Raw genomic sequence first — 25,502 nt, forward strand, 5'->3', positions numbered from 1 at the left:
AGTAACCTGTTCTGGCGCCGATTAAGCGCGGGGGGCTACAGCTTGATGGTTTTCTGGGATACCACCTGGCCGTTCACCGTTACGGCGGCCACGTAAAGGCCAGTGCGCAGGCGGGTGCCGTCCACGGCCACGGCGTGGGCCCCGGGGCCGAAGGACTGGCCGGTTACCACGGTTTGCACCTTCTGGCCGATTTCGTTGAACAGTTCCACCGTCACGGCGCCGGCCGTGGCCAGGGTGAAGGCCACCTGGAAGCGGTCGGCAAACGGCACGGGGCTCAGCTGCACGCTGGCCGTGGCCAGGGGCCCCGCGCTGGGGCCGCGGGTGCTGAGGGTGGTGGCGAACAGCGTGAGCTGCATGAAATCGGCCAGGATGGGCGTGATGGCCGTGTTGTCGAGCAGGCCGCGCCCGGTGATTTGCTGGGCGTGGGTGTTGGTGTTGTCTTCCGCGGCCACCCAAATATCCTGTGGGGTGTGGTTACCCACGGCGCCGGTTTGGGCGGTGCCGTTACCGTTGGTGAGCGGGTTGGAGGCGTAGGCCACCACGATGCGCTTGGCCGTGGCGGAGCTGGGCTGCGGGTAGGTTTTGCCCTGGAAGGTGGCCAGCGTGTAGTCAGGAAACCAGCCGTTGGCGCCGCCGTCGCCGCGCACCAGGTTGGTGGGGGTGGCGTAGCCGGCCTCGGTGGCCACCGACTTGCCGATCTGGCCGGCGTAGGTGCGGATTTTGGTGCCGTTGCCGCTGGCGTTGGCCTCGTCGTGCAGGCCCGTCACGGCAAAGCCGCCGCACTCGTGATCGGAGGTGCTAAAGATCAGGGTTTTGCCGCTGGTGGGCGTGGCCATCAGGGCCCGGCCCTCGGCCACGGCGTAGTCGAAGGCCAGCACTTCCTTGATCATGTAGTCGGAGCCGTACACGTCGGCGGTGCGCGCTGTGGCGGGCGTGGCCGTCACGCCGGCGTCGCCGCCCCCGGCGTAGGCCGGCCGGTCGGCATCCACTGCATACTGGTTGATGGTGCCGGTGCCGGCCACCACCGAAATGCCGCCCGTGTTGGAGTGCTCCAGGTGGTCGATGCGGCCGGCCTCCACCATCAGGAAGAAGCCCTTGCCGTTGCTTTTGGCCTGCAACACCTTGATGGCCATGGCCGTCATGTCGGCCAGCGAGGGCTCCCAGGCGGCGCTCGTCTGGCGGTCCTGCTCGTAGTTCACGTGCGAGGCGTTGAAGAGGCCGAGCAGCTTTTTGCCGCCCGGGCCGTACTGGGCCAGGTCGATGTTGAGCAGCGCGTCGCGGCTGTTCACGTACTGGTAGTTGCGCTGCTCCACGGCGTACTTCACTAAGTCCACGTCGTCGGCGCGGTTGCCGCGCAGCGTCACGGGCGCGCCGGCCGCGTTGGCAATGGGGGCCCCGGTGCGGTCCACCACGGCTTCGTAGGGGCTGGCCGCGGTGCGGGTGCGGGGCAGGAAGTGCCGGGCGCCGCCGCCGAGCACCACGTCTAGCTCCACGCCCACTTTAGGCGCGGGCAGCACCCAGTCGCGGGCGGCGGTGTAGCGGTAGGCGGCCGTGGGGCTGGAGTTGTAAATGGCCTCGTACTGGGCCTGGGTGGAGGCAATGTACTGGGCCGAGATGTAGTCCTCCAAGTCGCGGTACCAGATGTGGCTGGCAAAGGCGGCCGGCGTGGCGTGCGTGATGCGCGCCGTGCTCACCAGGCCCACCGCGTAGCCCTGCTTCTTGGCCGCTTCCAGGATGGTTTCGATGGCCGCGCCGCTGGAAGCGTTCAGCGAAATCACCTCGTTGTCCTGCTTGCCGGGCTTGCCGCAGGCGTACACCGAGGCGCCCGGGGCCGAATCCGTGATCCACGAGTTGAGCGAGTGCGTGGTCACGGTGGCGTTGTACTTCATCTTGTCCAGGTTCAGCACCTGGAAGCCGGCGTCGGTGGCGAAGCGCTTGCCGTCGCGCCCCTGGCCCAGGGCCATGCGGGTAGCCGTTTTGGGGGCCAGCCCGAAGCCGTCGCCGATGTAGAGGATGACGTTTTGGTTGGTGGACGCCGCCTGCGCGCGGGCCTCGTGCCGGGCCCCGGCGGCCAGCAGCAGGCCCCCAGCGAGTAAAAATCTGACCTTCATATAAACCGGAAAATGGTGGGAGAAGTGAATGAGCAACGGGTGAGGTTAGCCGCCCGCAAAAGTCCCCGCCCCCCGTGTGGCCGGCGTTACCGCCCCATCAACGCTTCATTACCAATTAAAAAAGTACCAGCCCGTATCTTAATATTGCCATAACCCGCCGCCTGAGGGCCCTCTCTACCTTTGCCGGACACGTTTTCTTGCGCGCCCATGCCCCTGCTCCGCCCCCTGCCCCGCCGCCACTTTTTGCTGGGGGCCCTGCTGGGCCTGCTGCTGCCGGGGGCCCCGCAGGTGGCCGCCGCCCGCCCCCGCCCGCCCTACGCCGTGGCGGGCCACGAGGCACCCGTGGCGCTGCTGCGCGCCGGCCGGGCCACCTACCTCGTCACGCAGCGCAGCGTGTTTCGGCTCGAAGGCCAGCAGTTCGTGCGCAAGTACCAGTCGGCCAGCCCCATCCAGTGCGCCGCCGCGGCCGACACCGTGCTGTGGCTGGGCACCCAGCAAGGGGCCCTGAGCCTGGGCCTGGGCCCGGCCGGCTTCCGCCCGCACCCGCTGGCGCTGCCCGGGGCGGCGGCCACGGCCCGCACCACGGCGCTGTTTCAAGACGCGCAAGGGGCCCTGTGGGCGGCGGCCGACGGCTACGGCGCGTTTCGCCGGGCCCCGGGCGGCGCCTTCGCGGCCGAGCTGAACACGCCGGCCGTGACGGCCGGCGCGGCCACGGCCGACGGCTCGGTGTGGCTGGGCACCAACGTGGGCCTGAGCCGCAAGCAGGGCACCGAGTGGACGCGCTACAACGAGGAAGGCGTGGCCAACCGCGAAATACCCGACAACCTGGTGGAGAAGCTGTTGCCCGACAACACTGGGGCCCTGTGGGTGGTGATGTCCGACGCCATCAGCGTGTTCGAACCCGCCGCCCCGGCCGCCGGCGAGGCCGAGGTGCCCACCGTCAAGTTCCTGGGCCGGCCGGGCAATGAAGTATTTGGCGTGGCCAGCGTGCCCGGCGCGGGCCGCGTGTTTGCCACGGCCATGGGCCTGCTGCTGCTGCCCGCCGCCCCGGCCGGGGCCCCCGCTGCTCCCGCCTCCCCCACCGACAAAGTGGCACCCCAGCGCCTACTGGTACCGCTGCCGGCCCTGCCCAATGCCACCACCTCCACTCCGCCCGTGCTGGTGCAAGTCGATGCCCAGCAGCGGGTATGGTTGGCCAGCGCCGACGAAGTGACGGTGCTCACTGCCAAAGAGTTCAGGAAGTTTGCGCAGCGGGTCCCAGCGGCCGCCAAGGGCCTGGCGAGCCGGCATTAGCTACAGTTACGGACCCAGTTCCCGCGCGGACAAGTCGGTTGGCGAACGAGGGTTCACCAGCACCTGCGGCGACCAGCCGCTTGCTCCTACAGTCCGAGTGGCTGGTCGGCGCGAGCTGTGTTTCTCGGCCGAGGCTAAATAGCACAGCTTGCGCCGACCGCATAACCACACTAGGACGTGGCAGCCTGGGGCCCCACCGTGGCGGCGGCTTCCATACGCGCCAGCAGGGCGGCGTGGTGGGGGGCCCGGCGTAGCACCTCTTCGTTACCGAGTAGGATGAGCTGCTGCCGGGCGCGCGTCACGGCCACGTTCAGCTTGCGGTCTACTTGGCCGGTTTCGTCGGGCGAGGCCATCAGTTCCAGCTGGTGCTCGTGGTGGCAGCAGAAGCTCACGATGATAACGTCGCGCTGCGATCCCTGGTAGCGCTCCACGGTATCGACGCTGACGTGCAGCAAGTTGGGCAGGTCCAGCTCAACGGCTAATTGGGCCAGGCGGGCGCGGATGCGGGCCGCCTGATTGCGGTAGCTGGCGATGATGCCCAGCGTGGTTTCGGCGCTGAAATCGGCCCCGTAGCCGCGGGCCACGGCGGCGGCGGCGCGGGCAGCCAGCTCGGCTTCCTGCGCCGATTCCTTCATCGACAAGTCCTCGGGCTGGCGGCGCGTGGGCACGAACACCAGCCGCTCATTGCGCACCCGCGCCAGGAACGCATCGGCCGGCGCGGGCCAGCTAGGGCGGCTGAGCGGCGCGTGCTGCCAGGGCAGCGGGCAGCGCAGCTGGCCCTCGTAGAAGTCGTCGTTCACCAGTGCGGCCAGGTCGGCGTGCATGCGGTACTGGTTGGCCAGGGTGCCGTGGGCGTGGGGCCAATGGGCCTCGGCGCGTCGAAACAGGCGCTCGAAGTACGAGTTGCGCAGGTTAGTGAGGCCCAGCTCGTCGCGAAGCAAGCCGGCCACTTCCGGGGCAATGGCGCTGGTGTCGGGGCCCTGGGCCACCACGGCGGGCAACTGGCGGTGGTCGCCGATGAGCACGAACTTGGGCACCTTAGCCAGCAGCGCCAGCATGGGGCCCTCCAGCACTTGGCTGGCCTCGTCCACCACGGCCAGGTCGAACTGCTTGAGCAAGAACAGCTCCGGCTTGCCCAGCAAGCTGGCCACCGTGCCCACGTAGAACGGGCAGCCCGTGAGCCGCGCCCGCACCGTCTGCCGGCTCGGGCAGTCCCGGATCATGTTATCCAGCAAATACGGCCGGTATGCCGGGGCCGTACCTAGCCGCGACCCGACCCGGATGAACGGCAGCCCGGCCGCCACCAGCTGCTCGCAAATCTCGTCCACGGCGCGGTTGGTGTAGGCGGCCAGCAGGGCCTGCTTGTCGTCCTGGTACAGCTGCACGGCCAGCTCCTTGAGCACGGCGCGCGTCTTGCCCGTGCCGGGCGGCCCGCAGAGCACAAACCAGTCGGGCGCGGCCAGGGCGCGGGCCACCACCTCGGGGGCGGCGGTGGCGGGCGGCGCGGCAGCGTCCCAGCCGTCGGGGCGGCGGGGGCCCAAGCGGGCCAGCAGGCGCTGGCGGCGCTCCGGGGCCAGGTGCAGGAAGGACGAGAGCCCCGCCCATTCCCGCCGAAACGTGTCGTAAGTGTCGGGCTCCAGGGCCCAGTGCGAGTGGCCGGCCAGGTAGCGCGGGGCCAGCCGGCGGTTGCGCACGCTCAGCACCACCGGGCCGTCGGCGGTGAGGTCTTCGGCCAGCACCACCTTCACCACCTGCGCGTCCAGCACGCTCAGCGCCTGGTTGTTGGCCAGCGGCTGCGAGCCATTGAGGTTTTCACCGGCAGGCGAAGCATCAGCCAGCGGATCAGCGTGCGCGGCCTTGCGGCGCGGGTAGAGGATGAGCGTGTCGCCGGCGCGGAAGTTGACTTCGCGGCCCCCGGCCGGGCGCCGAAAGATGAGGTGGGGCCCCAGGCCGTCGCGGGCGGTGTCAGGGGCGTTGCTGTGGTCCTCGCTCAACTCCAGGCCATCGAGCAGGCTGAAGTTCTGGTGCTTGCGGGCGGCGGGCAGCCGCCAGAGGCCGGCCTGGCCGCCGGCGTCGCCGGGGCGGGCGTCGTCGCCGAGCAGGGTCAGGCGCATTTCGCGGGCCACGAAGCGGGTCATTTCCAGGCAGTAAGCGCGCTCCACGGGGTCGGCGGCGGCCCAGGCGTGGGCCATTTTCTCGGCCTTGGCCTTGCCGAAGGGCGGCAGGGCGGCCAGGTTGGGGTGCAGCACGGGGGCCAGCAGCTGGGCCACGGCCCCAGGGCCCGTGGCGCGGGCTAGCAGCAACTCGGTGCCCACGAGCTGGTTGCGCGCCGACAGCAGCCGGTCCACCAGCTCGGCGTCCTGGTCCACGCGGCGCACGGGGGCCTGGTCGGGGGCAGCGTTGGAGTATAAGATGCTGGTGCGGCCCCGGCCGGCGGTGGCCCCGTCGGCCCCGAACACCGATTCGAGCAGCAGCCGGTAGAGCTGGGCCTGGGCGGCGTGGTTGCTCCAGGGCTCGCCGTGGGGCACTTTGGTCGAGCTTTTCAGTTCGATGATGTCGTAGCCGGTGGGGCTTTCATGCAGTAAGTCGAGCCGCCCCTGCAGGCCGTAGGTGGCCGATAGAAAGGACGGTTCCAAGAAGCAATCGGCCACGCGCAGCGGCTGCTGCTGGTAGCCGGTGCGGCTGCCCGCAATGAAGCCCTGGGCCCGGCTGGCCCGCAGCGTCTGGTAGTGCCGGCGCAGGTCGCCGAGCAGCTCGGGCACGCCGGTGCGCGTCTGGAAATCAGGCAGCGCGCTAATGGTCAGCGGGTTCGAGCGAAACAGCCGCCGCTTGAAGAAGCCTTCCAGGTCAAATTCTGCTGGCAGCGGTTGGGCATCAAGTATTAATTGCGGGTCCGTTGACGGCTGTTGGCTGTTCGCGGGGGCCAAAACGACGTTTTCTGCTTGATTACCGGCAACGGCCGCTGGGGCCCCAGCGGCCCATTCGTCCTGCCGGGCGGCGTGGCTCACTTCCTCGTCCAGCAGCATGTTCACCAGGTTGCCGACCACCAGCGGGCGCGAGGTTTCGTCGGGCAAAAAGGCGTTCAGCAGGGCCCATTCGGGGATGGTGCCGCTGGCCTGGGCGCACTCTGCAATGGTGGTCACGTTCACCAGGTAGTCGGGCTCAAGCACCACCCGGCGCGGACGGATGCGGCCGTCGGGCTGCGCCACGGGGCCCACCAGGTGCAGCACGGGGTGCAGGGCGCCGGCCAGCGGCAGCAGGTTCTCGTAGGCCGCGGGCAGGTCCACGCCGAAGGGCCCCGCGGGGCAGCCGTCGGCGGGCGCGCTCATTTCGGCGGTGAGCTGGCCGGTGGCCAGGTCGGCGTGCAGCACCTGCACCCGCCAGGCGGGCGCGGCGGCCAGGGGCTGCGCCCCGGGAGATTCGGTGCGGGCTTCGCCTTGCTCGTCAGCAGCTTGCAAGCCGCCAGCCGGCACGGGGCCCTCGTACGGGGCCCCGGTAAGGTGCTCCACCAAGCGGGCCACGGCCCCAAAGCCGGCCGCGGCCTCGGCGGGGGTGCCGGGGTAGCTTTCGTGCAGCACGAGGTTGGCGGTGAGGCGCAGGTTTTGGAGCTGGCGGCGCAGCAGCGGCGGCAGGCGGTGGTCGTAGGCCACGAGGCCGATGGCCTGGCTAAGGTCGGCGAAGGGGGCCTCGCGGCGGCGGCACTCGTCGCGCAGCACCTGTTCGAGGAGTTGGCGCAGCTTGGGCAGTTGGTCGGCGGGCGTGGCGGCGGGGGCCGTGGCCAGCGCGGTGAGGCGGGCGTAGTAAGATTCGGGCAAAACGGGCGGCGGATAGATACCTAAAGGTAGGGCCCCGGGGCGTTCGGATGGCCAGAAAAGCCGCCCGTGCGTATTGTTGCGCGTACTCGTTCCAATTACCCAGCTGCCGGGCCCCAAGGTTGCCCGCCGCTACTTCGCCCAATGACTGCTCCCGCTCGTTTGCTTTCCCTATTGCTATTGCTGGGGCCCCTGTGGGCCACCGCCCAAGCTACCCAGGCGCCCCCGGTGGCGCCCGCCTCGCCCCTGCCCCGCCTGCTGGCCGAGCGCCAGGTGCTCACGCGCCGCTACGCCGCCGCCCGGGCGCAGCGCAACAGCCTGTTTGGCCTCAGCGATAAGCCCTCCAAGAAGGACTTGCAGGCCGTGGTGGACGCCCTGCAAGGCATTGTGAACAAGGACGAGCAGATTGTGGCCGTGCTCAACCAAACGGCCCAGGCGGCCCAGAATACGGCCGCCACGCTGCAAAGCACCAGCCGCGACGACCGCAACGTGACAGCCGACCGCCTGGCCGAAATCCAAAACCAGCAGCTAAATGTGCAGGAGCGCGAGCGGCGCGCCCGGGCCCGCCAGCTCACCCTCGAAGACGACCTCGACGCGGCCCAGCAGGCCCGCCAGCGGCGCGACTGGACCATCCTGGGGCTGGGCCTGGCCTGCGTGGGCCTGTTTGCCTGGGGGCGCCGGCGGGGCCGGTAAGCGGGGCCCCGCGCTAGCCGGCCGGGGCCCGGGCGGCCAGCCAGGCGTTGGCCGCGCCCTCGTCCACGAAGCGGGCAAACTGCACGGGGCCGCCGGCCGCAGCACCCGGCAGGGCGTCGGGCAGGCTGCGGAGGTAGTCGGGCAGCACCAAAAAGCACACGTGCAGCGGGGCCCCCAGCGCCTGCTGCACCGCGGGCAGGAAATCGGTCGTTACCCACTCGGGGCCGTTGAGGCTGCGGTTGGTGCGGCGGCGCGAGTCGATGAGCCAGCAGCCACAGCCGTGGTGCAACGCAGCCTGGCGCAGGGCCGTGTAGCCGGCGTGCAGCTCGGCCTCCGTCACGGAGCGCAACCAGCGGCCGGTGAGCTGGCCAAGGTCGGGGCGGTACACCACGTGCAGGCAGGGGGTTGAAAACGGGTCTGGGAGCATGGGGCAAAGGCCGGGGCAAGGGCCGGCCGCAGGGCCTAAAGCTACACCGCCGGCCCTTCTCCCTGGCCGGCGCTGGGGGCCTGGGGCCCCGGCCGCTACCTTCGGCCGGCCAATGCTGCCCTGGGGCCCCGGGAGCCCCGCCCGAGGCCCCAGACGTAGCACCCACCCGCAGGGGCCACCCATATCCCCCTTTCCTTCTGATGACCAGCACGTTTCCTTTCGAAGTGGCCGCCGCCAAAACGACCACCAACCCCGCCCGCCAGTTCGCCATCGTGGCCCACGCCGGCAAGCTGGAGGACTACCACGACTTGTTCGAGGACTTCGGCTTCGTGGGCAACGGTGCCTCTTGGCGCGAACACCTCGAAACCATCGTCGAAGAATTCCAGCCCGAGCTGCTCGACCACCTGGAGTTCGACGAAACCGGCGACACCTTCCTAGCCTACGCCGACAGCCCGGCCACGGTGCGCGCCTTCCTGGCCTGCGTCCAACCCTACTTCGGCGACCTAGTCAAGCTGGAAAAATACTTCCAGCAAACCGACCCGGAGGACTTTTTCCAGTAGGGCCCCGGGGGCCCTAGCAGCGAGTTGAGTTAATAGAACGGTCAGACTGACCGCCTTTTTAAATCCGGATTTACTAATTCAGGTACCCCAATTAATTAATCGCGGAAGGGCTGGGCCCCGATGGGCATTTTGAAGAGTTGCACGGGGAAGGCCACCGTTTGCACACCTTTTTGCTGGCCGGCGGTGCGGTTGATTTGCGCGGCCGGAATCCAGAGGTTGCCGGTGTGGTCAATCCACAGGGCATCGGCCCAAATCAGGCGCGGGTCCTGCACAAGCACGCTGCTTTGGCCAGTAGGCGTCACTTTCAGGATGCGCTTTTCGTTGGCATCCGTCACGTACAGGTTGCCGGCAGCATCGATGGCGGTGCCACCGGTGGTGGGCGAGTTAAAGAAGTACGTCACCTTCTTCGCCAGGGCGTCGGATGTAATGTTCGGGTCGTCCAGGTACTGGGTCTCGACGCGGTACATGGGGCCCGCGGCCGACTGGAAATAGTAATACTTGCCGTCGGGCGATACTTCCATCTGATCGGCGTGCAGGGCCACGTCGTCGCCGTTGGGCTTCATCATTCTTTTGCCCTCGGCCCGCATTGGGCGGCGGGCGGTGGTGGTGGTATCGTCGTCGAGCAGGCGGCGGCCCTGGCCGGTTTTCTGGTTGAGCACGATCAGGCCCGGGGCCCCGGCATCGGTCACGTAAATCATATCCCCGTGAAAGCGCAGGTCGTCCACGAAGCTTTTGTCCTTGGCGTACTGGTCGAGCGGGATGGACTTGACCAGCTGGTTATTTCGGATGTCGAAGGCCAGCAGCTTGGGGCCGTGCGGCACGGGCTTGGCGTCCGATTTGGGCGTGCCCGTGTCCACCACCCACAGGTAGCCGTCGGGCCCGAAGCGCAACGAGTTGGCCCGCACGAACTTGCTGGCCGCCGCGGGGTCCTTGGGGCCCCAGCTGTTCCAGGCCCGGTTGGGGAAGGCCTGCACCGTGCCGTCGGCCTGCAGCTCGCCGATGCGCGTGCCCCGATTGCCCTCGTTGTGCGGGAATACTACAAATTTCCGGTTGTCGTCCGATACCGCCACGCCGTTCCAAATCGTGTCCGACGAGGCCACCGCCACCAGGCTTTTGGCGCTCTCGGAAGTGGGCACAGCGGGCGGCGCGGCCACGGCCACCTTCTCCGGCTTGTCGGGCTTGGAATCGGTGTTGCACGCGGCCAGCGAGAGCAGCGCGGCGGCGAAAAGAAGGGACGAGGAGGGGCGCACGGGAAATGTATTGGATGGGACATTCCTTACACGGCCGGTTGGGCCCCAGGTTGCCCGGCTCGTCCTAATTCTTATTTAGCCGTCCCTATTTACCGATAACCTGGACGCATGGGCCCATAAAAACGGGCCGCCCCGCGTAGGAAGCGACCCGTCGGGCTGCCCGATTGGCTCAGCAACTAGGATTTGGGCGGGGTGTAAGGAAACTTGCGGGAGGCGTTGCGCATCAAGGCGTTCACGATGGTTTCGGGCGAGCTGCCCACAGAGCCAGCGGCTACGAAATCGTATTTCCAGAGCAGCGCGCCAGCCCCGCCTTCGTGAATGTCCACTGTGATGTTGGCTTGGTTAGTGTTGCCCCAGGCCCCTACCAGCACGCCCAGCGCCACGGCCGCGCCATCACTCATCGGCTTAGAAGTCCGCACGCTGGTCGTGAGCACAGCGTCCACGCCCAGTGCATTCGCCAGGTCCTTCGGTGAGAGGGTGCGCATGTCCACGTCCGTGAGGTTGGCTTGGCGCAACATGGAATTGGTTAGGGCCACGTCTTGGAAAGTCACCGTGTAGTGCTGCTGTTGCTGGCGACGTAGCAGCCAGGAATAAATACGGTACTGGAAGTCCAGGGCGCTTTGCTGCTGCATGCGGAGCATTTGTTCCCCGCTGGTGTTGCGGGCCTGGTTGGGCCGCATGCCAATGCTGACGCTGGCCGGCAGGATGGCCACAGTTTTGTGGTTCGGTGCGTAAGACCGGAAGTCTTGCGCGAGGTAGATGCTGGGGCCGCACGACGAGCACAGCAACGCCAGGAAGAAAACAGCCGTTAGGCCCAGGGTACGAATGCGCATAAAGTAGAAGTTATTGAAATTGAATAAAAGAAAGGATATGACAGCTTGAGCGTAAAACTAGCGCGTATTTTATGATACAATTCAATGGATCCTGAATATATGCAAATAATCCTTTATTAAGCGCCAGCTGTGCCGCAACTTTCTCTGTTTGGCTGGGGGCCCTGTATTTTGCTGGTCCCATTTAGCCACTCATTTCCCCTTTTCGTTGTTACCACCCAACGAAATCAATCCGCTTTCTTTTGACCGAAACTACCCTCCCCCCCACCGACCCCTACGCCATCGAGAAAGAGCTTCGCCAGGTGCAGGCCCTGATGAAGCTGGAGCAGCAGGAAGACCTGGTGCAGTTCAAACTCAAAAACGCCAAGGCCAGCATTCAGGAGCGCCAGCAGCGCGGCCTCACTTGGTACCCGGTCACCATCACCAAGGAAGACGTGGGCTTCGGCGGCAAGGTGGTGCTGGAGCTTGAGCGCCCCGCCGGCCAGCAGGGCCTGCACCTGTTTCAGGTGGGCAAAAACGCCTCGCTCTTCGGCAACGTGCCCGGGCGCGCTGCCACCGACCGCCCCACCCTGAGCGGCGTGATTACCAGCGTGCGGCGCAACAAGCTGCTGCTGGCCACCACCAAGGAAGACCTGCCCGACTGGGTGACCGAGGGACACAAGCTGGGCATCGACCTCACCTTTGACGAGGTGAGCTACCGCGAGATGGACTTTGCCCTGGGCAAGGTGATGGGGGCCTACGGCGACCGCCTGGCCGAGCTGCGCGACATCCTGCTGGGCGCCAAGCCCGCCCGCTTCCGCGCCGAAAAGCCCGACGATATTTTCTACCCCAGCCCACTCAACGACTCGCAGCAGGCCGCCGTGCGCCACGTGCTGGCGGCCCACGACGTGGCCATCGTGCACGGCCCCCCCGGCACGGGCAAAACCACCACGCTGGTGCAGGCCATCCTGGAAACCATCCGGCGCGAGCGGCGCGTGCTGGTGTGCGCGCCCAGCAACACGGCCGTGGACTTGCTGACCGAAAAGCTGGCCGAGCGCGGCGTCAACGTCATCCGCATGGGCAACCCTTCGCGCGTGTCGGACCTACTCTTGGAGCACACGCTCGACGCCCAGGTGATGGCCCACAAGAGCTACAACGAGCTGCGCAGCATGCGCCAAACCGCCGAGCAGTACCGCGAAACGGCCAGCAAGCACGTGCGCAACTACGGCTACGAGGAGATGCAGCAGCGCCGCATGCTGAAGGAAGAAGCCAAAATGCTGCACCAGCAGGCCGACGACCTGGAGCGCTACATCACCGAAGACCTCTTGGAGCAGGTGCAGGTGATAACGTGCACGCTGGTCGGCGCTTCCAACCGCAACATTCGGCACCTCACCTACGAAACGGTGTTCATCGACGAGGCCGCCCAGGCCCTGGAGCCGGGCTGCTGGATTCCCATCAGCAAGGCCCAGCGCGTGGTGCTGGCCGGCGACCACCACCAGCTGCCGCCCACCGTGAAGAGCGAAAAGGCGGGGGCCCTGCGCGAAACGCTGTTCGAGAAAGCCATTAAGCGCCAGCCCGCGGCGGCCCGGATGCTGACGGTGCAATACCGCATGCACGAGCAGATCATGCAGTTCAGCTCCGACGAGTTTTACGACGGCCGCCTGACGGCCTACGCCACCGTGGCCCACGCCGGCCTGGAGGCCTACGACCTGCGCTTCGCCCCCGACCTGCCGGTGGAATTCCTCGACACGGCGGGCTTCGGCTTCACCGAAATCACCATCCCCGAGAGCCGCTCCACGGCCAACCCCGAGGAGGCCGACCTGCTCCTCAAGCGCCTGGCCCAGCTGCTGGAGCCCTACGACCCCGCCGACCACGAGGACGACCTGCTCAGCATCGGCGTCATTGCCCCCTACCGCGCCCAAATCAACTACTTGAAGGATGCGGTGGAGGAAAACGACGAGCTGAACGGCCTGATGGCCCACCGGATGCTGAGCATCGGCACCGTCGATTCGTTCCAGGGCCAGGAGCGCGACATCATCGCCATCAGCCTCACGCGCAGCAACAACCACGGCGAAATCGGCTTCCTCAGCGACGTGCGCCGCATGAACGTGGGCATGACCCGCGCCCGCCGCAAGCTGCTGCTTGTGGGCGACTCCAGCACGCTCAGCGCCAACCCGTTCTTTAAGCGCCTGCTGGCCTACATCGAAAGCATCGGCGGCTACCGCACGGCTTGGGAGCTGGCGTAAATAGTTGCTATGCCGGCGATTCAACCCGATAATCTTTGCCGACTCGCCATTCACTCACCCACCGGCGGCAGCCATTATCACAACTGAGTAAACCAAAAGCGCCCCCACGTGAATTATCACGTGGGGGCGCTTTTGTGTTGCTGTCCGGAACAGGAAGCTGTTGTAAGTGCTTGCAGTCTACTTTTTAAAATACTTAGAACAGCTGACAACAGAGGTTATCGGCTCAGCAAAACCGGAAGAATCTACTGGGGCATCAACACCTTGTTGATTACGTGCGTCACGCCATTGCTCGATTTCACATCAGCTTTGACGACGGTAGCACCGTTTACAGTCACGGTGGTACCCACAACGCTAACCTTCAGTTTTTTACCATCAACAGTGGTCAACTCCTGGCCATCCTTCAAATCGGCGGCCATCACGTTGCCCGGCACGACGTGGTACGTCAGAATGCTGGCCAGCTTTGCTTTGTTCTCGGGCTTCAGCAGGTTGTCCAACGTGCCGGCGGGCAAAGCGTCGAAAGCTTCGTTGGTGGGGGCGAATACCGTGTAAGGGCCACCGCTGGTAGCCTTATCGGCAAGGCCGGAGGCTTTCAAGGCGGCGGTGAGGGTGCTCATTTGCGGCACAGCGGTGGCATTTTCGGCCAGGTTTTTCCCGCTTGTGTCGTCCATGCCCATCTTGTTGTCACCACTCGTGGCCGGGTCGGTAGTTGTTGCCGGGGCGGTAGTCGTCGCCGTGGAATCCGTCGCTGCTGCGTCGGTAGTGGCAGTGGTGCTGGAGCAACCTGCGCCGCCAAATGCCAATGCTGAGGCGACAAATACGGTGGCCAAGGTGCGAAGTGAGGAGTTTGCCGAAATCATCTTTATGTAGAAAAAGTGAAGTTTTTAATTATCAGATTCATAAAACGGAGCACGGCACGTATTGTTTAGAAATTTATTCTTGGTGCAGCCCGTATGTAAACCAGCCACTTGCTAAATCACACTGACCAGCGGAAGCTAAATCGGAAGAAGCAAGTTGGTAGGCAATCAATCATTGCGCCTCTTAATGCTGCCGAATCAGCGGCCTACCTACGGCAGGTCAATCACCGATTCCGTGTGCGGGGCGTCCGATTTCGTGTTCACGAAGTGCTTGTTGGGATTGTCGTAGTTGGAGATGTACAGGCGCTTGCCTTTGAGCAGCACCTCGGCGGGCTGGTCGAGTTTGCCGCCGGCACCGTCGGTATCGGGGTTTTGGGCCAGCGTGCTTACACTGTTATTCTTTAGGTTGATGACGAAAATGGCGTTTTGCCGGGCCCCGGTCACGTAGGCTTTGTCGGTGGCACGGTCAATTATGAGGCCGTCGATGCAGGTAATCTTGTCGCCGGTCAGGGCCACGGCTTCCTGCTTGGCGAAGGTGCCGTCGGGCTTGAGGCTCACTTTGTAGAAGCTGCCGTCGCCGAACGAGCCGGTGTAGAGGTTGCCCTGGCTGTCGTAGTCGAGGCCGTCGGCGCCGTTGTCCACGCCGGTCTCGTTTACAGTAGTCGTGAACATGGCCAGCACGTGCGGGTCCTTGGTTTTGGGCTTGAGGTGCAGGGGCCCCCCGGGCTTCTTCAGCTCGCTGAGGGTGAAGCGCATGATGGCGCTGCCCTTGGTATTACCGGGCATATCCCACTGGCTGTCCGTCACATACAAGTTATTGCCCTTCCACACCACGCCGTTGGCCAGCGCAAAGCTGTCCACCACAGTTTCGATGGTGCCGGGCTGGCCGTTTTTCAGGTTGATGCGCATGAGGCGCGACACGTATTTCTTGCTGTTTTCGTACTGGTTTTCGGCGTAGTACACGTTGCCGTCGGGGCCAAAAGCCAGGTCCATCGGCGCGGCTTTTTGGGTGGTGGGCTCCACGGGCAGCTTGGCGGCGAAGGGCTTGTAGGTATTGCCCACAATCTCAACAATGGATGCGGGCTTGCTATTGTCGGCCAGGTTGGGAATGGAAAGCAACAGGCGGCCGCCGGGGCCCAAAGCGAGGCCGTCGGGCGTGTTGTGCGAATCGGGCAGCGTAAGCAGTAGCTGCGGGTTGCCAATGGTGGTAACCGAGCCGGCGGGCACGCCCATCGTGTCGGCCGAAGCCGTTTTCGAGGCTGCCGAGTCGGTTTGCACCACGGCTTCCTTGTTCACGGCCTGGTCCTGGGTTTGGGGCGGGTTGGACTGGCAGGCGGGCAGCAGTGCGCCGCCCAGCAGCAGGGCTGCCAGCGAGTTACGGGTTGAGTGGGACATCAAAAGGAATGGAAAGTGTTGGGCGGGGCCCCAGCGGTTAATTGGAAGCGGGTACGCACGGTTTTGGGGCTGGGTTGCTGGCCCGTCGCCGCCCAGCGGCCCGGCGTGGCCCTAGCGTTGAGGCTGGAGAACACTGGCCCAAAACTGCCCCTCCCGCAGGCTCCTCGCTAGCGCGCGCCGGTGGCGTGAGGCTCAGCGCAAACCTAAAAGCGGCGCTGGCGCAGTTTCGGGGTTCGTGGACGGTAGCGGGGATTTTGTAGTTTGCGCTGCCTACGCTGAAGCTGGTGGCAACGCCGCTGGGCTAATCCGGGCGCGTGGCTTGCGGCCGGTACGTTTTTTATCCTAAGCCGGGGCCCCGGCGCGGCGCGACCGGGCGGGCTTGCCTTTCTTTGCAGCGCCGTCCGGCGGACGGCTTTTATTCTCTTCCTACCCCCTTCCCAATGGCTGCCATCTCCCCCAACCAAGTCGTCACCATCACCTACGACCTGAGCGTGACCGACGAAAACCAGGAAAAAGTCCTCGTCGAATCGGCCGAGGCCGACGCGCCCATGGTCTTCATTTACGGCCAGAGCGGCCTGCCCGAAGAGTTTGAGCGCCAGCTCGACGGCAAGAATGCCGGCGACACGTTCCAGTTCAGCCTCACCCCCGAGCAGGCCTACGGCGAGTACGACGAGCAGGCGCTGGTCGAAATCCCGAAGGACGTGTTCCTCGTGGACGGCAAGCTCGACGACGAAATGCTGCAAGAGGGCAACTTCCTGCCCATGGCCGACAACGAAGGCAACCACATGCAAGCCAAGGTGGTAAGCATCGGCGAAAATGCCGTGCAGATGGACTTCAACCACCCCCTGGCCGGCATGGTGATGCACTTCGACGGCAAAGTAGCCGACGTGCGCCCCGCCACCGCCGAGGAGCTGGCCCACGGCCACGTGCACGGCGAAGGCGGCCACCAGCACTAAGCCCCTTGGAGCCCCCAGGGCCCCCAATGAATGCGCAAACGAGCGGCTCGCCAATGGCGGGCCGCTCGTTTTTTTGGGCGGTTTAGGGCCTTAGGTCTGTACCGCCAAGCTGTGCTTGGCCTTGCCCCCGGGGCCCTGGGGCAGCATAGGCAAGGCCAAGCACAGCTTGGCGGTACAGACCTAAGGCCCCGGGTAGCCGGCCGCGGCATAGGCTTGCAGCGCCGGGAAAAACTCTTGGAAATCGGCCTGGTACTCATCGTAGTCAGCCAGCAGCGTGGCCCCGCCCCGCTCCAGGCCCGAGCCGGGCGAGGCGCGGCGGCTGAGGCCGGTTAGGGCCCGGGCCACGCCCGCCACTTCGGCGTAGTGGCCCAGCCAGTCGTGCTGCACCAGGTGCGGGAAAAACTGCTGCACCCGGGCCGGAAACTCGGCCTGCCGGGCCCCCAGCTGGGCGTACACGCGGCGGGTGAAATCGGGCAGCGGCTCGGTTGAGAAATCGGCGAAGTTGCGGGCCAGAAAGTGGTCGAAAAACACGTCGCTTACCACGCCTGCGTACTTGCCGTGGCCGGCCAGGCGCAGGCGGGCCGTGGCGCGCCGCACCACCGGGTGCTGGTCGGTGAAGGCGTCGATGGCGCGGTGCTGGCGGATGCCGGCCTGCACGCCGGGCGCGTGGGCGTAGGCTTCGAGGCGGCGGCCGGGCACGGCATCGGCCACGAACTGGCCCACGAGGCGGTCGGCGTAGGCGGCGGCGTGGGGCGGGCCGGCGAGGAAAAGGTGGGCCAGGAAGTTCATTGGAGGGCGGAAGATAGGGCCCCCGGGGCCCCGGCGCCAACCCCGGCGGGCCGGGGGCCGTACAGAGAAGCCCGGCCCCACTGGCCGGTTTCCCTCCTAATTTTTCCTTCCCATGTCCGATACGAAAACGCCCGTCACCAACGACCTGAACAAGCTGTTTGATAAAATCAAGGATGTGCGCATGGCCATGCTCACCACCTTCGACGAGCAAAACAACCTGCACAGCCGCCCCATGGCCACCATCCGGCCCGAGGCCGACGGCTCGCTCCTGTTCCTCACCGACGCCCACTCGGCCAAGGTGTACGAACTCAACAAAGACAGCAAAGTGAACCTGAGCTACGCCGACCCGTCGGCCAACATCTACGTGTCGGTATCGGGAACGGCCAATGCCTACCGCGACGCCGAAAAGGCCGCCGAACTGTACACCGAGCCCATGCGCGCCTGGTTCCCGAAGGGCAAAGACGACCCGAACATCATGATCCTGAAGGTAACCATCACCCAAGGCGAATACTGGGACACGCCCAGCAGCGTGCTCAGCCAGGCCTTCGGCTACGCCCGCGCCGTGGTAACCGGCGAGGCCAGCAAGGACGATGACGTGAACCAGCACGCCCAGGTAATTGTAAAATAAGCGCCGGCTCCGGAACACCCGGGGCCCCGTTTGTTTAGGAAGGGTCGGAAGCAATTCCGGCCCTTTTTTGTGTCTTCTCAGCGCCGGGTTTTCACCGGCTCACGCCCCTCCGCCTTGCCCCTTACTACGCTCTCCCTCATCACCTTGCAGCCCGGCCACGCCCGCTGGGCCCTGGCCCAGATGGGCACCGCTCCGCCGCAGTTGAAGCGCGTGGCGGGCCTGCGCTTCGCCAAGCTGCTGGGCAGCGGCGCGGGCGGCTTTGGGGCCCTGCCCAACCTGCGCCGCTACGGCCTGATGGCCGTGTGGGACGACGCGGCGGCGGCGGCCGCGTTCTTCGCCCAGCACCCGCTCTGGCAGGCCTACCGCGCCCGCGCCGCCGAAACCTGGACCGCCTACCTGGGGCCCCTTAAAGCGCACGGCCTCTGGGACGGCGCCACCCCGTTTGACTACCCCGCCGACGCGGCGGCGGGGGCCCCGGCCGCCGCCGGGGGCCCCGTGGCCGTGCTCACCCGCGCCAGCATCCGGTGGTGGAAAACGCCCCGCTTCTGGCGCTACGTGGCGCCCACCAGCGCGGCCGTGGCGGGGGCCCCGGGCGTGGCGCTGGCCATCGGGCTGGGCGAGTTGCCGGTGGTGCGCCAGGCCACGTTCAGTGTGTGGCGCTCGGCGGCGGCCATGCAGCAGTACGCCTACCACGACGCCCGTCACCGCGAGGCCATGCGCCTCACCCGCCAGGAAAACTGGTATTCTGAGGAGCTATTCGCCCGCTTCCAGGTACTGGCCGCCGAAGGCACCGTGGACGGCCGCGACCCGCTGGCCGGACTGTTCGCGGAGGGTTGATAGCTATTTCAGGCTGTAAGTTTTAAGCTCAGGCGAGCCTAACTGGAACCTCACTTTCCCTTGTTCACCGCTTCATAAAACCACCCGGCCACGGCGGGCAGCTGGGCGCGGCGGGCGCGCAGGGCGGGGCCCAGCGCAGCGGCCATGGCGGCGCAGGTTTCGGGCGGGCCAGCTTGCAGGGCCGAGTCGAGGGCCGCGTCGGTGAGGCGCTGGCGCAGCAACGCGGCTTCCTGCTGAAAGGCGGTGGCCGGCAGGCCGCGTAGCAGCAGCGTGTCGAGGGGGCGGGCCGTGATGGCGAGGCCGGCCACGGCAGCGGCCGTGAGGCGGGGCCCGAAACTCTGGTAGCGGGCGCGGCACTGCCCGATGAGCCACGGGTAGAGGCCGTCGTCCATCTGAAAAAACGCCTGGTCGCGGTCGCGCGGGATGGGCCGAAACTCGGGGCCCGCCCCGGCGGCGGGCTCCGCGGCCCAGCGCCACTGATCGGGGCGGCGGCTCCAGTCGCCGAGCCACAAATCGAGCAGGCGAGCCCGCAGAAACGCCCGGGCCGTGGCCGGCGAAACGGGTCTCTGGCCCACCTCGGCCAGCATTTCGGCCGAGCCCACCACCCGCGCCGAGGCCCCCAGCGTGGGCGCGTGGCGCTGGTCGCCAGCGGGGCGCTCCTCCAGCAAATACAGCGCCCGGCCGTAGGCGGCGCGGAAGGGCCCCAGGGCGGGGTCATCGGGCAGGTACACCAGGCGCGGGTTGGTGTGGAGCACGCCCGCGGACTGGGCCAGCCGGGCGGCTACATAGGCCCCGTAGGGGTGGCCGGCGCTGGTTTGGTCGCGCATGAGGGGCCCCAGCAGGCGGCGCACCCAGCCGGCGGGCAGTGCCGGCCGGGCGTCTTTATCCACGGAGCGCAGCACGAATTCGCGGCCATCGGCGGTGCGCAGGCGCAGGCTGCGGGTTTGGTAGCTACCGCCGGCCCGCAGCGGCCGGAGGCCACCCGGGCCCGTGGGCCCCAGCCGTAGCACCGGCGCCGTCACGGGCGTGGCCCACAGCGCCCGGTGGTGCCCCCCCCACAGCGCCCGCCAAAGGGGCCCCGCGGCGTATTCGGGCCCAGCCGCCACCACTACGCTGGCCGAATCGGGGGCCCAGCGGGTGGGCGGGGGCCCCACCGTGCCCACCCCGCGGCGGCAGGCGGCCGAGAGCAGTAGCCCCGCCAATAGCGCCAGCACACCCAATGCCGCCCAGCCCAGTACGTTGCCCAAAACTTTTAGCCCGCGACGCATAGCAGAGACAATTGCACAAAGGCTGGATTAAACGTGGCAAAACAACGGCCTGCCGGCCCTTATACTGTAAAGGCGGCCGTTGCGGCCAGCGCGTCCCGCCTTTTTTGGGGCGCTTGCGTAAGCAGTGGGCCCCGGGGCCGGGTTTGGGCCGGCCGGAGGCGCTGTTTGCTCCACCTCGACCTCGCCCCCGGCCGCTTGCTGCTTCGCTACGCTTTTTACTTACCGGCCCTGCTGGGGGCCCTGGGTGCGGCGGGGGCCCTGGCCGGCTGCGCCCGCGAGCCTTATGGCCCGCCCGATGCCCGCCCGCCCGCGCAGGCCGCCCGGCCGCTGCCCGCGGATGCCGACTCGGTGCGCGGCGCGGCGGCCAACCCCCGCTACGCCCGGCACGGGGGCCTTTACCAGGCCATTCTGGGGCGGCACTACCGCCGGGTGTGGGCCGCTCCGGTGGCGGTGGCCGTGCTCGMCCCCGCCCGCGCGGCCCCCGGCGGCGGGCCGCTGCGGCCGCGCAAGGCCGGCGGCGGCTTCCAAACCATCAGCCTGAGCCTGCGGGGCCCCGGCGGCCAGGAATACGCGCTGCGGGCCCTTGACAAAGACCCGCGCAAGATGCTGCCGCCGCTGCTGCGCCGCACCTTTTTGCTGAACGCCGTGCGCGACGCCACCAGCGCCGCCAACCCCTACGCCGCGCTGGTAGTGCCGCCCCTGGCCCGGGCCGCGGGCGTGGCCCACACCAACCCGCGCCTGGTGTACGTGCGCCCCGACGAGGCCGGGCTGGGCGAAAGCTCGGCCCGCTTCCAGGGCCGCCTGGCGCTGCTCGAAGCCAAGGCGGGCGGCAAGGCCGATGTACTCAACACCACGGAAATGCTGGCCCAGTGCGCCGCCGCGCCCACCGCCACCGCCGATGGGCCGGCCTTTTTGCGCGCCCGCCTGCTTGATGTGTGGCTCGGCGACTGGGACCGCCACGAGAAGCAGTGGAACTGGGCGGCGCGGCCCGCGCCCGGGGGCCGCACCGATTTTGTGCCCCTGCCCAAGGACCGCGACCAGGTGTTTTTTCGGTTCGACGACGGGGCCCTGCCCTGGGCCGTAAGCCGGCTGGTGCCCAAGTTTCAGACCTTTGGGAGCCGCTACGGCAGCGTGCCCGGCCTGGTGCGCCAGGGCCGCTCCCTCGACCGGCACGTGTTGGCCCAGGCCACCCGCGCCGATTTTGCCCGCGCCGCCGCCGCCCTGCAAGCCGCCCTGCCCGACTCGCTGCTCGAACGCGCCCTGCGCCGCCTGCCGCCCGCCGTGTACGCCCTGGAGGGGCCCCGCACGCTGGCCGCGCTGCGAGCCCGGCGGGCGGCCCTGCCCGCCGCGGCGGCCGAATATTACCGCACCCTGGCCCGCCGCCCGGCCGTGGGCGGCACCGCCGAGGCCGAGCGCTTCGTGGTGCGCCGCTACCCCGATTCGGTGGCCGTGGCCGTGTACGCAGCCGGGGCCCCGGGGGCCCCGCCGCGCTTCGCCCGCACGTACTTGCCCGCCGATACGCGCCGGCTGACGCTGTACGGCCGGGGCGGGGCCGACGTGTTTGAGGTGCGCACGGCCCCCGGCCGGGTGGCCCGGCTGCGGTTAATTATCGTGCCCGGCCCGGGGCCCGCCCGGCTGGCTGCCGAGGGCCCCCGGCAGCGGCTGGCCTACCGCGCGGCCAGCAGCGCGGCCAGCAGCGCCGGTGCCGCACCGGCACCGCGCTAATATTCTATCAACAATCTGACGTTACCTGCGTTTAGTTTTTTTTCGTTGCTGTGCCGCGTCCTGCCTTACCCCTCCTTTTTGCTATTTCTTCGCTGCACCGCGCCGCGGGGCAGATCCTGCGCCGGTGGTGGGGGCCCCTGGGCCTGCTGGCCGCCGCGGGCTGCGCCCAGAAAGATTACTTCCAGCCCGATGCCCGCCTGCCCGCCACTACTGCCGGTGGGGCCCCGGCGCGCTACACCGCGGGGCGGCAGTACGACCGGCCAGGAGGCCTGCACCGGGTATTTTTTGGGAAGCACTACCGCCGCACCTGGGCCGCGCCCGTGGCCGCGCCGGCGTTCGACGCCGCCACTGCCGCGTCCGGCGGGGCATTACGGCTGGGCAAGCTCGGCGGGGGCTTCAACAGCACCAGCCTGGGCCTGGTGGCCGCTGATGGTCGCCCCTACGTGCTGCGCACCGTGGACAAGGACCCCAGCCGGGCCCTGCCCGGGTGGCTGAAAAACTCGCCGGTGGCCTGGTACCTGCGCGATAATGTATCGGCCACCCACCCCTACGCGGCGCTGGTAGTACCGCCGCTGGCGCGGGCCGCGGGCGTACCCCACACCACGCCACGCCTGTTTTACGCCCGGCCCGACGCCCCCGCCCTGGCCGGCGACTCGCTTGTGAAGCTGCGCGGCCAGCTGGTCTGGCTGGAGGAAAAATTCAGCGGCGACGCCCGCCCCACCGACGTCGTGCCGGCCGCCACCGACTTGATGAGCAGCGAGGCGTTCTACAAGCACCTGTTTGCCGACCCGCGCCACCGGCCCGACGCCGCCGCGCTGCTGCGCGCCCGCTTGCTCGACGCCTGGCTCGGCGACTGGGACCGCCACGCCGGGCAGTGGACCTGGGCCCAGGTGCCCGCCCCCGGGGCCCCCGCCGGCCGCTTCCGCTACCAGCCCGTGCCCAAAGACCGCGACATGGTGTTCTACCGCGCCGCCGACGGCGTGTTTCCCTGGCTCTTCACGCGGCGCATTTTCCTGCGCAAGTGGAATACCTTCCGGCCCGCCTACCACGACATTGGAGGCCTGCTGCAACAGGGCCATTACCTCGATGAGCACGGCCTTATCGGCCTCACCGCCGGGCAATTCCAGGCGGCGGCGGCCGCCATGCAACGCCAGCTCACCGACGCGGCCATCGACTCGGCGCTGCACCGGCTGCCGCCCGCGGCCTACGCCCTGGAGGGCCCCTACCTGGCCGGGGCCCTGCGGCAGCGGCGCACCGATTTGCCCCGCGTGGCGGCGGTGCTCTACCGCCGTCTCAGCCGCCGGCCCACGGTGGGCGGCACGGCCCAGGCCGAGCGGTTCGTGGTGCGCCGCTACGCCGACTCGACTGCGGTGGCCGTGTACGCCCCCGCCCTGGGGCCCGATTCGCTGCTGCTGGCCCGCACGTTTTTCCGGCACGAAACCAAGGTAATTACCCTCGAAGGCCTCGAAGGGGCCGACGTGTTTGAGGTATCCGAAATAGGGCCCCGGGCAACCCAGGGCCCCCGCGTGGCCATTTACGGCAATCCCGGGGCCCGTCCGCCCGCGCCCGCCCGGGGGCTGCGCTACTTCACCGAGCCCCGCCGCAGCGCCCATGCCTATACCCGCCCTGCGGAAGAATAGGGCCCCAGGGCGCTGTTTGAATTTGTTAGAACTTACGCCTGGCCTTTTTGCTAGCCCCGGCGGGGCGGCCCATCGGCAGCAAGAAAGTGACAAGCCAAACCAAGGCCCCAGCGGGGCGACCCAATTGTTCGGGTCGCCCCGCTGGGGCTTTATCATTTACTTACCGCCATTTATTACCGACGGGCCGCCTCGCCGGGGCTAGCAAAAAGCCTAGATAGGCATAAGTCCTATTTATAAGAAACAATGATGCTTAGACTCTGCTGGGCCCCGCATGACCGTTTTTTAAGTAGACAACTTATGTACTTGCAGCCGACTAAGCGTTGGCGGCCAGCATTTTCAGCACCAGGCGCTCGGTGGGCGAGAGCGGGTCGTGGGGGGCGGAGGTGGCGTCGTGGTCGCGCAGGTACTCGATGAGTTCGCCCGATTTAAAAAGCGTAACCACCTGCGGGTGGATGTAGTATTTCGAGCACACGGTGGGCGTATTGCCCAGGCCGCTGGCCACGTATTTCACGGCTTTGCGGATGACTTTTTCGGGGGCCAGGTCGGGTTCCTGGGTGAGTACGCTTTCGAGGCACTCCACCATTTTCACGGTGCCCCCCCAAGTGCGGAAGTCCTTGGCCGACAGGGCCAGGCCGGTGTGCTCGTGCAGGTAGCCGTTCACGTCGCCCGATTCCAGGGCGTGGCGGTGGCCGTCGGCGGTGTAGTACTGAAACAGGTGCTGGCCGGGGATTTCCTGGCACTTGCGCACGAGGCGGGCCAGGCGGCGGTCGCGCAGCGTCACGTCGTGGGCCACGCCTTTTTTTCCCACGAAGGCAAAGCGCACGGCGTCGCCCTTGAAGGTGACGTGCTCGTCGTGCAGCGTGGTGAGGCCGTAGCTCTTGTTCTTCTTCGCATACTCTTGGTTGCCCACCCGGATGAACGATTGGTCCATGAGCGAAATCACCAGGGCCACCACCTGCTCGCGGCTCAGGGCCGGGCGGGCCAGGTCGTGCTTGAGCTGCTGGCGCAAAGCGGGCAGCTTCTCGCCGAAGGCGTGCAGGCGCGAGAACTTGGTGAGGCTGCGGATTTCGTCCCAGGCGGGGTGGTAGCGGTACTGCTTGCGGCCCACCGTGTCGTGGCCCGTCACCTGCAAGTGGGCCCGGGCATCCTGGGCCACCCACACATCTTTCCAGGCCGGCGGAATCACGAAGCCGGCGATGCGCTCGAGCACCGCCGCGTCGGTCACCTTGTGGCCCTGGGCGTCGTGGTAGCTGAATTTGCCGCCGCGGCTGGCCTTGCGGGTGTAGCCGGGGGCCGCGTCGGTGGCGTAGTGCAGCCCGGCCTGGGCGGCCTGCTGGGCGGGGTCTTTATAAAGCTCGTGGGCAGTGGGCGCGAGGTGCTTCTTACGGGTTTTGGGGCGGGCGGTGGGCGCGGCGGCAGCGGGCATGGGGCGGGAAAAAGGATGGGGCCCTGGTGTACGCAAAAACCCGCCCCAGGATGAGAAAACCGCGTTACTTCCTGCAAATCAGGGCCCCACAGCGCAAAGCTGCGCTTAGCTAACGGCGCCGGGCGCTCCTCCCCTTTCCCGCCGGGCTACAGGCCCTCGCCTACCGGGCGCAGGCGGTGGTAGTAGTGGACGGTGGCGTGCGTGGGCGCCGACAGAAACTGGTGCCGCAGGTAGTCGCCCCGCACCAGCAGCCAATTGGCCGTAGGCCGGCCGCTGGCTGGGTATTCCCACAGCTCCAGCCGGGTGAGCTGGCGGTCCTCGTAGCGCTCAGTTAGTACCTGGTGGCCAGCGGCGTCGTAATACGCTACCTTTTGCAGCTCAACGCCGAACCGGTGCTTCACCACTTCGCGCTTCACCAGGGGCCCGGCCGAGCGGGCGTAGGTCCGCACCCGCCGGTGCAGCCCGCCAAACGAGCCCTGCGAAGCGGAAAAGTAGCCGGCGCGGGCCTCCGCCTGCGCGTGGATTTGCGCCACGCGGTACATCAGCGAATCGTGGGCGGCGGCGTAGAGCAGCGGCTCGGGTGGCAGGGCGGCGGCCGCCGGGGCAGTTTGGGCGGGGCGGCGGGGCGTAGGTTCGCCCAGGGCCAGGGTTTGGGCCTGGGCCGAACCTGCGCCCAACAGCAGCAGGCCCAGCGCGGCCGCGGGGCGTAATCGTGACGGCATAAGGGCGGAAAAGGGTAGAAATCCGGCCGGAAGATAGGGCCCCGGCTCGTTGGAAATCGTA

Annotated in this window: 21 protein-coding genes; 10 read left to right on the forward strand and 11 right to left on the reverse strand. The window is 67.5% G+C overall.

All coding sequences use genetic code 11. The features are described 5' to 3' along the window. Nucleotides 1-35: 35 nt before the first annotated feature. Entirely contained in the window at nucleotides 36-2,111 is a 2,076-nt protein-coding gene (locus EAH73_RS23995; RefSeq protein WP_140468371.1) for an alkaline phosphatase, read from the reverse strand. 207 nt (nucleotides 2,112-2,318) lie between these two features. Here EAH73_RS23995 and EAH73_RS16090 point away from each other — a divergent pair, with 207 nt between their 5' ends. After that, nucleotides 2,319-3,404 carry a hypothetical protein gene (locus tag EAH73_RS16090; RefSeq protein ID WP_140468373.1) on the forward strand — a complete coding sequence of 362 codons (1,086 nt, stop codon included), beginning with the start codon at nucleotides 2,319-2,321 and terminating at the stop codon, nucleotides 3,402-3,404. Between the two features lie 170 nt (nucleotides 3,405-3,574). On the opposite strand, the gene EAH73_RS16095 is transcribed toward EAH73_RS16090, so the two are convergent. Beyond that, complete coding sequence (locus EAH73_RS16095; protein ID WP_140468375.1) at nucleotides 3,575-7,219, reverse strand: AAA domain-containing protein; 3,645 nt, start codon at nucleotides 7,217-7,219, stop codon at nucleotides 3,575-3,577. A 141-nt stretch (nucleotides 7,220-7,360) separates the two neighbouring features. Between EAH73_RS16095 and EAH73_RS16100 the strand changes: the two genes are divergently transcribed. Continuing rightward, on the forward strand, nucleotides 7,361-7,909 hold the full coding sequence (locus EAH73_RS16100; RefSeq protein WP_140468377.1) for a hypothetical protein: 549 nt from the start codon (nucleotides 7,361-7,363) through the stop codon (nucleotides 7,907-7,909). Nucleotides 7,910-7,922: 13 nt separating this feature from the next. Here the strand turns inward: EAH73_RS16100 and EAH73_RS16105 are convergent, their stop codons facing one another. Next, nucleotides 7,923-8,336, reverse strand: a complete 414-nt coding sequence (locus tag EAH73_RS16105) for a hypothetical protein (RefSeq protein ID WP_140468378.1) — start codon at nucleotides 8,334-8,336, stop codon at nucleotides 7,923-7,925. 200 nt (nucleotides 8,337-8,536) lie between these two features. Between EAH73_RS16105 and EAH73_RS16110 the strand changes: the two genes are divergently transcribed. Continuing rightward, complete coding sequence (locus EAH73_RS16110; RefSeq protein ID WP_140468380.1) at nucleotides 8,537-8,896, forward strand: Imm51 family immunity protein; 360 nt, start codon at nucleotides 8,537-8,539, stop codon at nucleotides 8,894-8,896. A 95-nt stretch (nucleotides 8,897-8,991) separates the two neighbouring features. On the opposite strand, the gene EAH73_RS16115 is transcribed toward EAH73_RS16110, so the two are convergent. Then, on the reverse strand, nucleotides 8,992-10,146 hold the full coding sequence (locus EAH73_RS16115; protein WP_161599576.1) for an L-dopachrome tautomerase-related protein: 1,155 nt from the start codon (nucleotides 10,144-10,146) through the stop codon (nucleotides 8,992-8,994). A gap of 176 nt (nucleotides 10,147-10,322) precedes the next feature. Further along, nucleotides 10,323-10,979 (reverse strand): hypothetical protein, encoded by a 657-nt coding sequence (locus EAH73_RS16120; RefSeq protein WP_140468384.1) that lies wholly within the window; start codon nucleotides 10,977-10,979, stop codon nucleotides 10,323-10,325. A 239-nt stretch (nucleotides 10,980-11,218) separates the two neighbouring features. Here EAH73_RS16120 and EAH73_RS16125 point away from each other — a divergent pair, with 239 nt between their 5' ends. Further along, the gene (locus EAH73_RS16125; RefSeq protein WP_240047291.1) at nucleotides 11,219-13,201 is read left to right on the forward strand and encodes an AAA domain-containing protein; all 1,983 of its coding nucleotides are present in this window, start codon (nucleotides 11,219-11,221) and stop codon (nucleotides 13,199-13,201) included. A 242-nt stretch (nucleotides 13,202-13,443) separates the two neighbouring features. Here the strand turns inward: EAH73_RS16125 and EAH73_RS16130 are convergent, their stop codons facing one another. Continuing rightward, a complete protein-coding gene (locus EAH73_RS16130) occupies nucleotides 13,444-13,869 on the reverse strand; it encodes a fasciclin domain-containing protein (RefSeq protein ID WP_240047292.1) in 426 nt (141 codons plus the stop codon). Between EAH73_RS16130 and EAH73_RS23740 the strand changes: the two genes are divergently transcribed. Next, nucleotides 13,868-14,068, forward strand: a complete 201-nt coding sequence (locus tag EAH73_RS23740; protein ID WP_240047293.1) for a hypothetical protein — start codon at nucleotides 13,868-13,870, stop codon at nucleotides 14,066-14,068. The two genes, EAH73_RS16130 and EAH73_RS23740, sit on opposite strands and share 2 nt — an antisense overlap. A 197-nt stretch (nucleotides 14,069-14,265) precedes the next feature. On the opposite strand, the gene EAH73_RS16135 is transcribed toward EAH73_RS23740, so the two are convergent. Continuing rightward, nucleotides 14,266-15,450 (reverse strand): SMP-30/gluconolactonase/LRE family protein, encoded by a 1,185-nt coding sequence (locus EAH73_RS16135; protein WP_140468387.1) that lies wholly within the window; start codon nucleotides 15,448-15,450, stop codon nucleotides 14,266-14,268. A 440-nt stretch (nucleotides 15,451-15,890) separates the two neighbouring features. Here EAH73_RS16135 and EAH73_RS16140 point away from each other — a divergent pair, with 440 nt between their 5' ends. Continuing rightward, nucleotides 15,891-16,406 carry a peptidylprolyl isomerase gene (locus tag EAH73_RS16140; RefSeq protein ID WP_140468389.1) on the forward strand — a complete coding sequence of 172 codons (516 nt, stop codon included), beginning with the start codon at nucleotides 15,891-15,893 and terminating at the stop codon, nucleotides 16,404-16,406. A 180-nt stretch (nucleotides 16,407-16,586) separates the two neighbouring features. On the opposite strand, the gene EAH73_RS16145 is transcribed toward EAH73_RS16140, so the two are convergent. Further along, nucleotides 16,587-17,195, reverse strand: coding sequence for an ACP phosphodiesterase (locus EAH73_RS16145; protein WP_140468391.1), 609 nt, complete (start codon nucleotides 17,193-17,195; stop codon nucleotides 16,587-16,589). Nucleotides 17,196-17,307: 112 nt separating this feature from the next. On the opposite strand from EAH73_RS16145, the gene EAH73_RS16150 reads away from it, so the two are divergent. Together EAH73_RS16150 and EAH73_RS16155 are read left to right on the forward strand one after the other, a co-directional pair. Beyond that, a complete protein-coding gene (locus EAH73_RS16150) occupies nucleotides 17,308-17,823 on the forward strand; it encodes a pyridoxamine 5'-phosphate oxidase family protein (protein WP_140468393.1) in 516 nt (171 codons plus the stop codon). 114 nt (nucleotides 17,824-17,937) lie between these two features. Next, nucleotides 17,938-18,660 (forward strand): spheroidene monooxygenase, encoded by a 723-nt coding sequence (locus tag EAH73_RS16155; protein ID WP_240047294.1) that lies wholly within the window; start codon nucleotides 17,938-17,940, stop codon nucleotides 18,658-18,660. Nucleotides 18,661-18,710: 50 nt separating this feature from the next. Here EAH73_RS16155 and EAH73_RS16160 read toward each other — a convergent pair whose 3' ends face one another. Further along, complete coding sequence (locus EAH73_RS16160; RefSeq protein WP_140468395.1) at nucleotides 18,711-19,928, reverse strand: hypothetical protein; 1,218 nt, start codon at nucleotides 19,926-19,928, stop codon at nucleotides 18,711-18,713. Between the two features lie 165 nt (nucleotides 19,929-20,093). Between EAH73_RS16160 and EAH73_RS16165 the strand changes: the two genes are divergently transcribed. Together EAH73_RS16165 and EAH73_RS16170 are read left to right on the forward strand one after the other, a co-directional pair. Then, a complete protein-coding gene (locus EAH73_RS16165; protein WP_140468397.1) occupies nucleotides 20,094-21,653 on the forward strand; it encodes a hypothetical protein in 1,560 nt (519 codons plus the stop codon). A gap of 50 nt (nucleotides 21,654-21,703) precedes the next feature. Then, nucleotides 21,704-23,293 carry a hypothetical protein gene (locus EAH73_RS16170; RefSeq protein WP_140468399.1) on the forward strand — a complete coding sequence of 530 codons (1,590 nt, stop codon included), beginning with the start codon at nucleotides 21,704-21,706 and terminating at the stop codon, nucleotides 23,291-23,293. Between the two features lie 313 nt (nucleotides 23,294-23,606). Here the strand turns inward: EAH73_RS16170 and EAH73_RS16175 are convergent, their stop codons facing one another. Together EAH73_RS16175 and EAH73_RS16180 are read right to left on the reverse strand one after the other, a co-directional pair. After that, entirely contained in the window at nucleotides 23,607-24,719 is a 1,113-nt protein-coding gene (locus EAH73_RS16175) for a DNA topoisomerase IB (protein ID WP_140468401.1), read from the reverse strand. Nucleotides 24,720-24,865: 146 nt separating this feature from the next. Continuing rightward, nucleotides 24,866-25,441: a hypothetical protein gene (locus tag EAH73_RS16180; RefSeq protein ID WP_140468403.1), complete on the reverse strand. Its 576-nt coding sequence runs from the start codon at nucleotides 25,439-25,441 to the stop codon at nucleotides 24,866-24,868. Between the last annotated feature and the right edge of the window lie 61 nt (nucleotides 25,442-25,502).

The sequence above is a fragment of the Hymenobacter nivis genome, assembly GCF_006439025.1.
Classification (GTDB): domain Bacteria; phylum Bacteroidota; class Bacteroidia; order Cytophagales; family Hymenobacteraceae; genus Hymenobacter; species Hymenobacter nivis_A.

Bases quoted from the DNA above. Each gene is read 5' to 3' on its own strand.
- EAH73_RS23995 (WP_140468371.1), bottom strand. From the start codon at position 2,111: ATGAAGGTCAGATTTTTACTCGCTGGGGGCCTGCTGCTGGCCGCCGGG.
- EAH73_RS16090 (WP_140468373.1), top strand. From the start codon at position 2,319: ATGCCCCTGCTCCGCCCCCTGCCCCGCCGCCACTTTTTGCTGGGGGCC.
- EAH73_RS16100 (WP_140468377.1), top strand. From the start codon at position 7,361: ATGACTGCTCCCGCTCGTTTGCTTTCCCTATTGCTATTGCTGGGGCCC.
- EAH73_RS16105 (WP_140468378.1), bottom strand. From the start codon at position 8,336: ATGCTCCCAGACCCGTTTTCAACCCCCTGCCTGCACGTGGTGTACCGC.
- EAH73_RS16110 (WP_140468380.1), top strand. From the start codon at position 8,537: ATGACCAGCACGTTTCCTTTCGAAGTGGCCGCCGCCAAAACGACCACC.
- EAH73_RS16120 (WP_140468384.1), bottom strand. From the start codon at position 10,979: ATGCGCATTCGTACCCTGGGCCTAACGGCTGTTTTCTTCCTGGCGTTG.
- EAH73_RS23740 (WP_240047293.1), top strand. From the start codon at position 13,868: ATGCCCATCTTGTTGTCACCACTCGTGGCCGGGTCGGTAGTTGTTGCC.
- EAH73_RS16130 (WP_240047292.1), bottom strand. From the start codon at position 13,869: ATGGACGACACAAGCGGGAAAAACCTGGCCGAAAATGCCACCGCTGTG.
- EAH73_RS16135 (WP_140468387.1), bottom strand. From the start codon at position 15,450: ATGTCCCACTCAACCCGTAACTCGCTGGCAGCCCTGCTGCTGGGCGGC.
- EAH73_RS16140 (WP_140468389.1), top strand. From the start codon at position 15,891: ATGGCTGCCATCTCCCCCAACCAAGTCGTCACCATCACCTACGACCTG.
- EAH73_RS16145 (WP_140468391.1), bottom strand. From the start codon at position 17,195: ATGAACTTCCTGGCCCACCTTTTCCTCGCCGGCCCGCCCCACGCCGCC.
- EAH73_RS16150 (WP_140468393.1), top strand. From the start codon at position 17,308: ATGTCCGATACGAAAACGCCCGTCACCAACGACCTGAACAAGCTGTTT.
- EAH73_RS16160 (WP_140468395.1), bottom strand. From the start codon at position 19,928: ATGCGTCGCGGGCTAAAAGTTTTGGGCAACGTACTGGGCTGGGCGGCA.
- EAH73_RS16175 (WP_140468401.1), bottom strand. From the start codon at position 24,719: ATGCCCGCTGCCGCCGCGCCCACCGCCCGCCCCAAAACCCGTAAGAAG.
- EAH73_RS16180 (WP_140468403.1), bottom strand. From the start codon at position 25,441: ATGCCGTCACGATTACGCCCCGCGGCCGCGCTGGGCCTGCTGCTGTTG.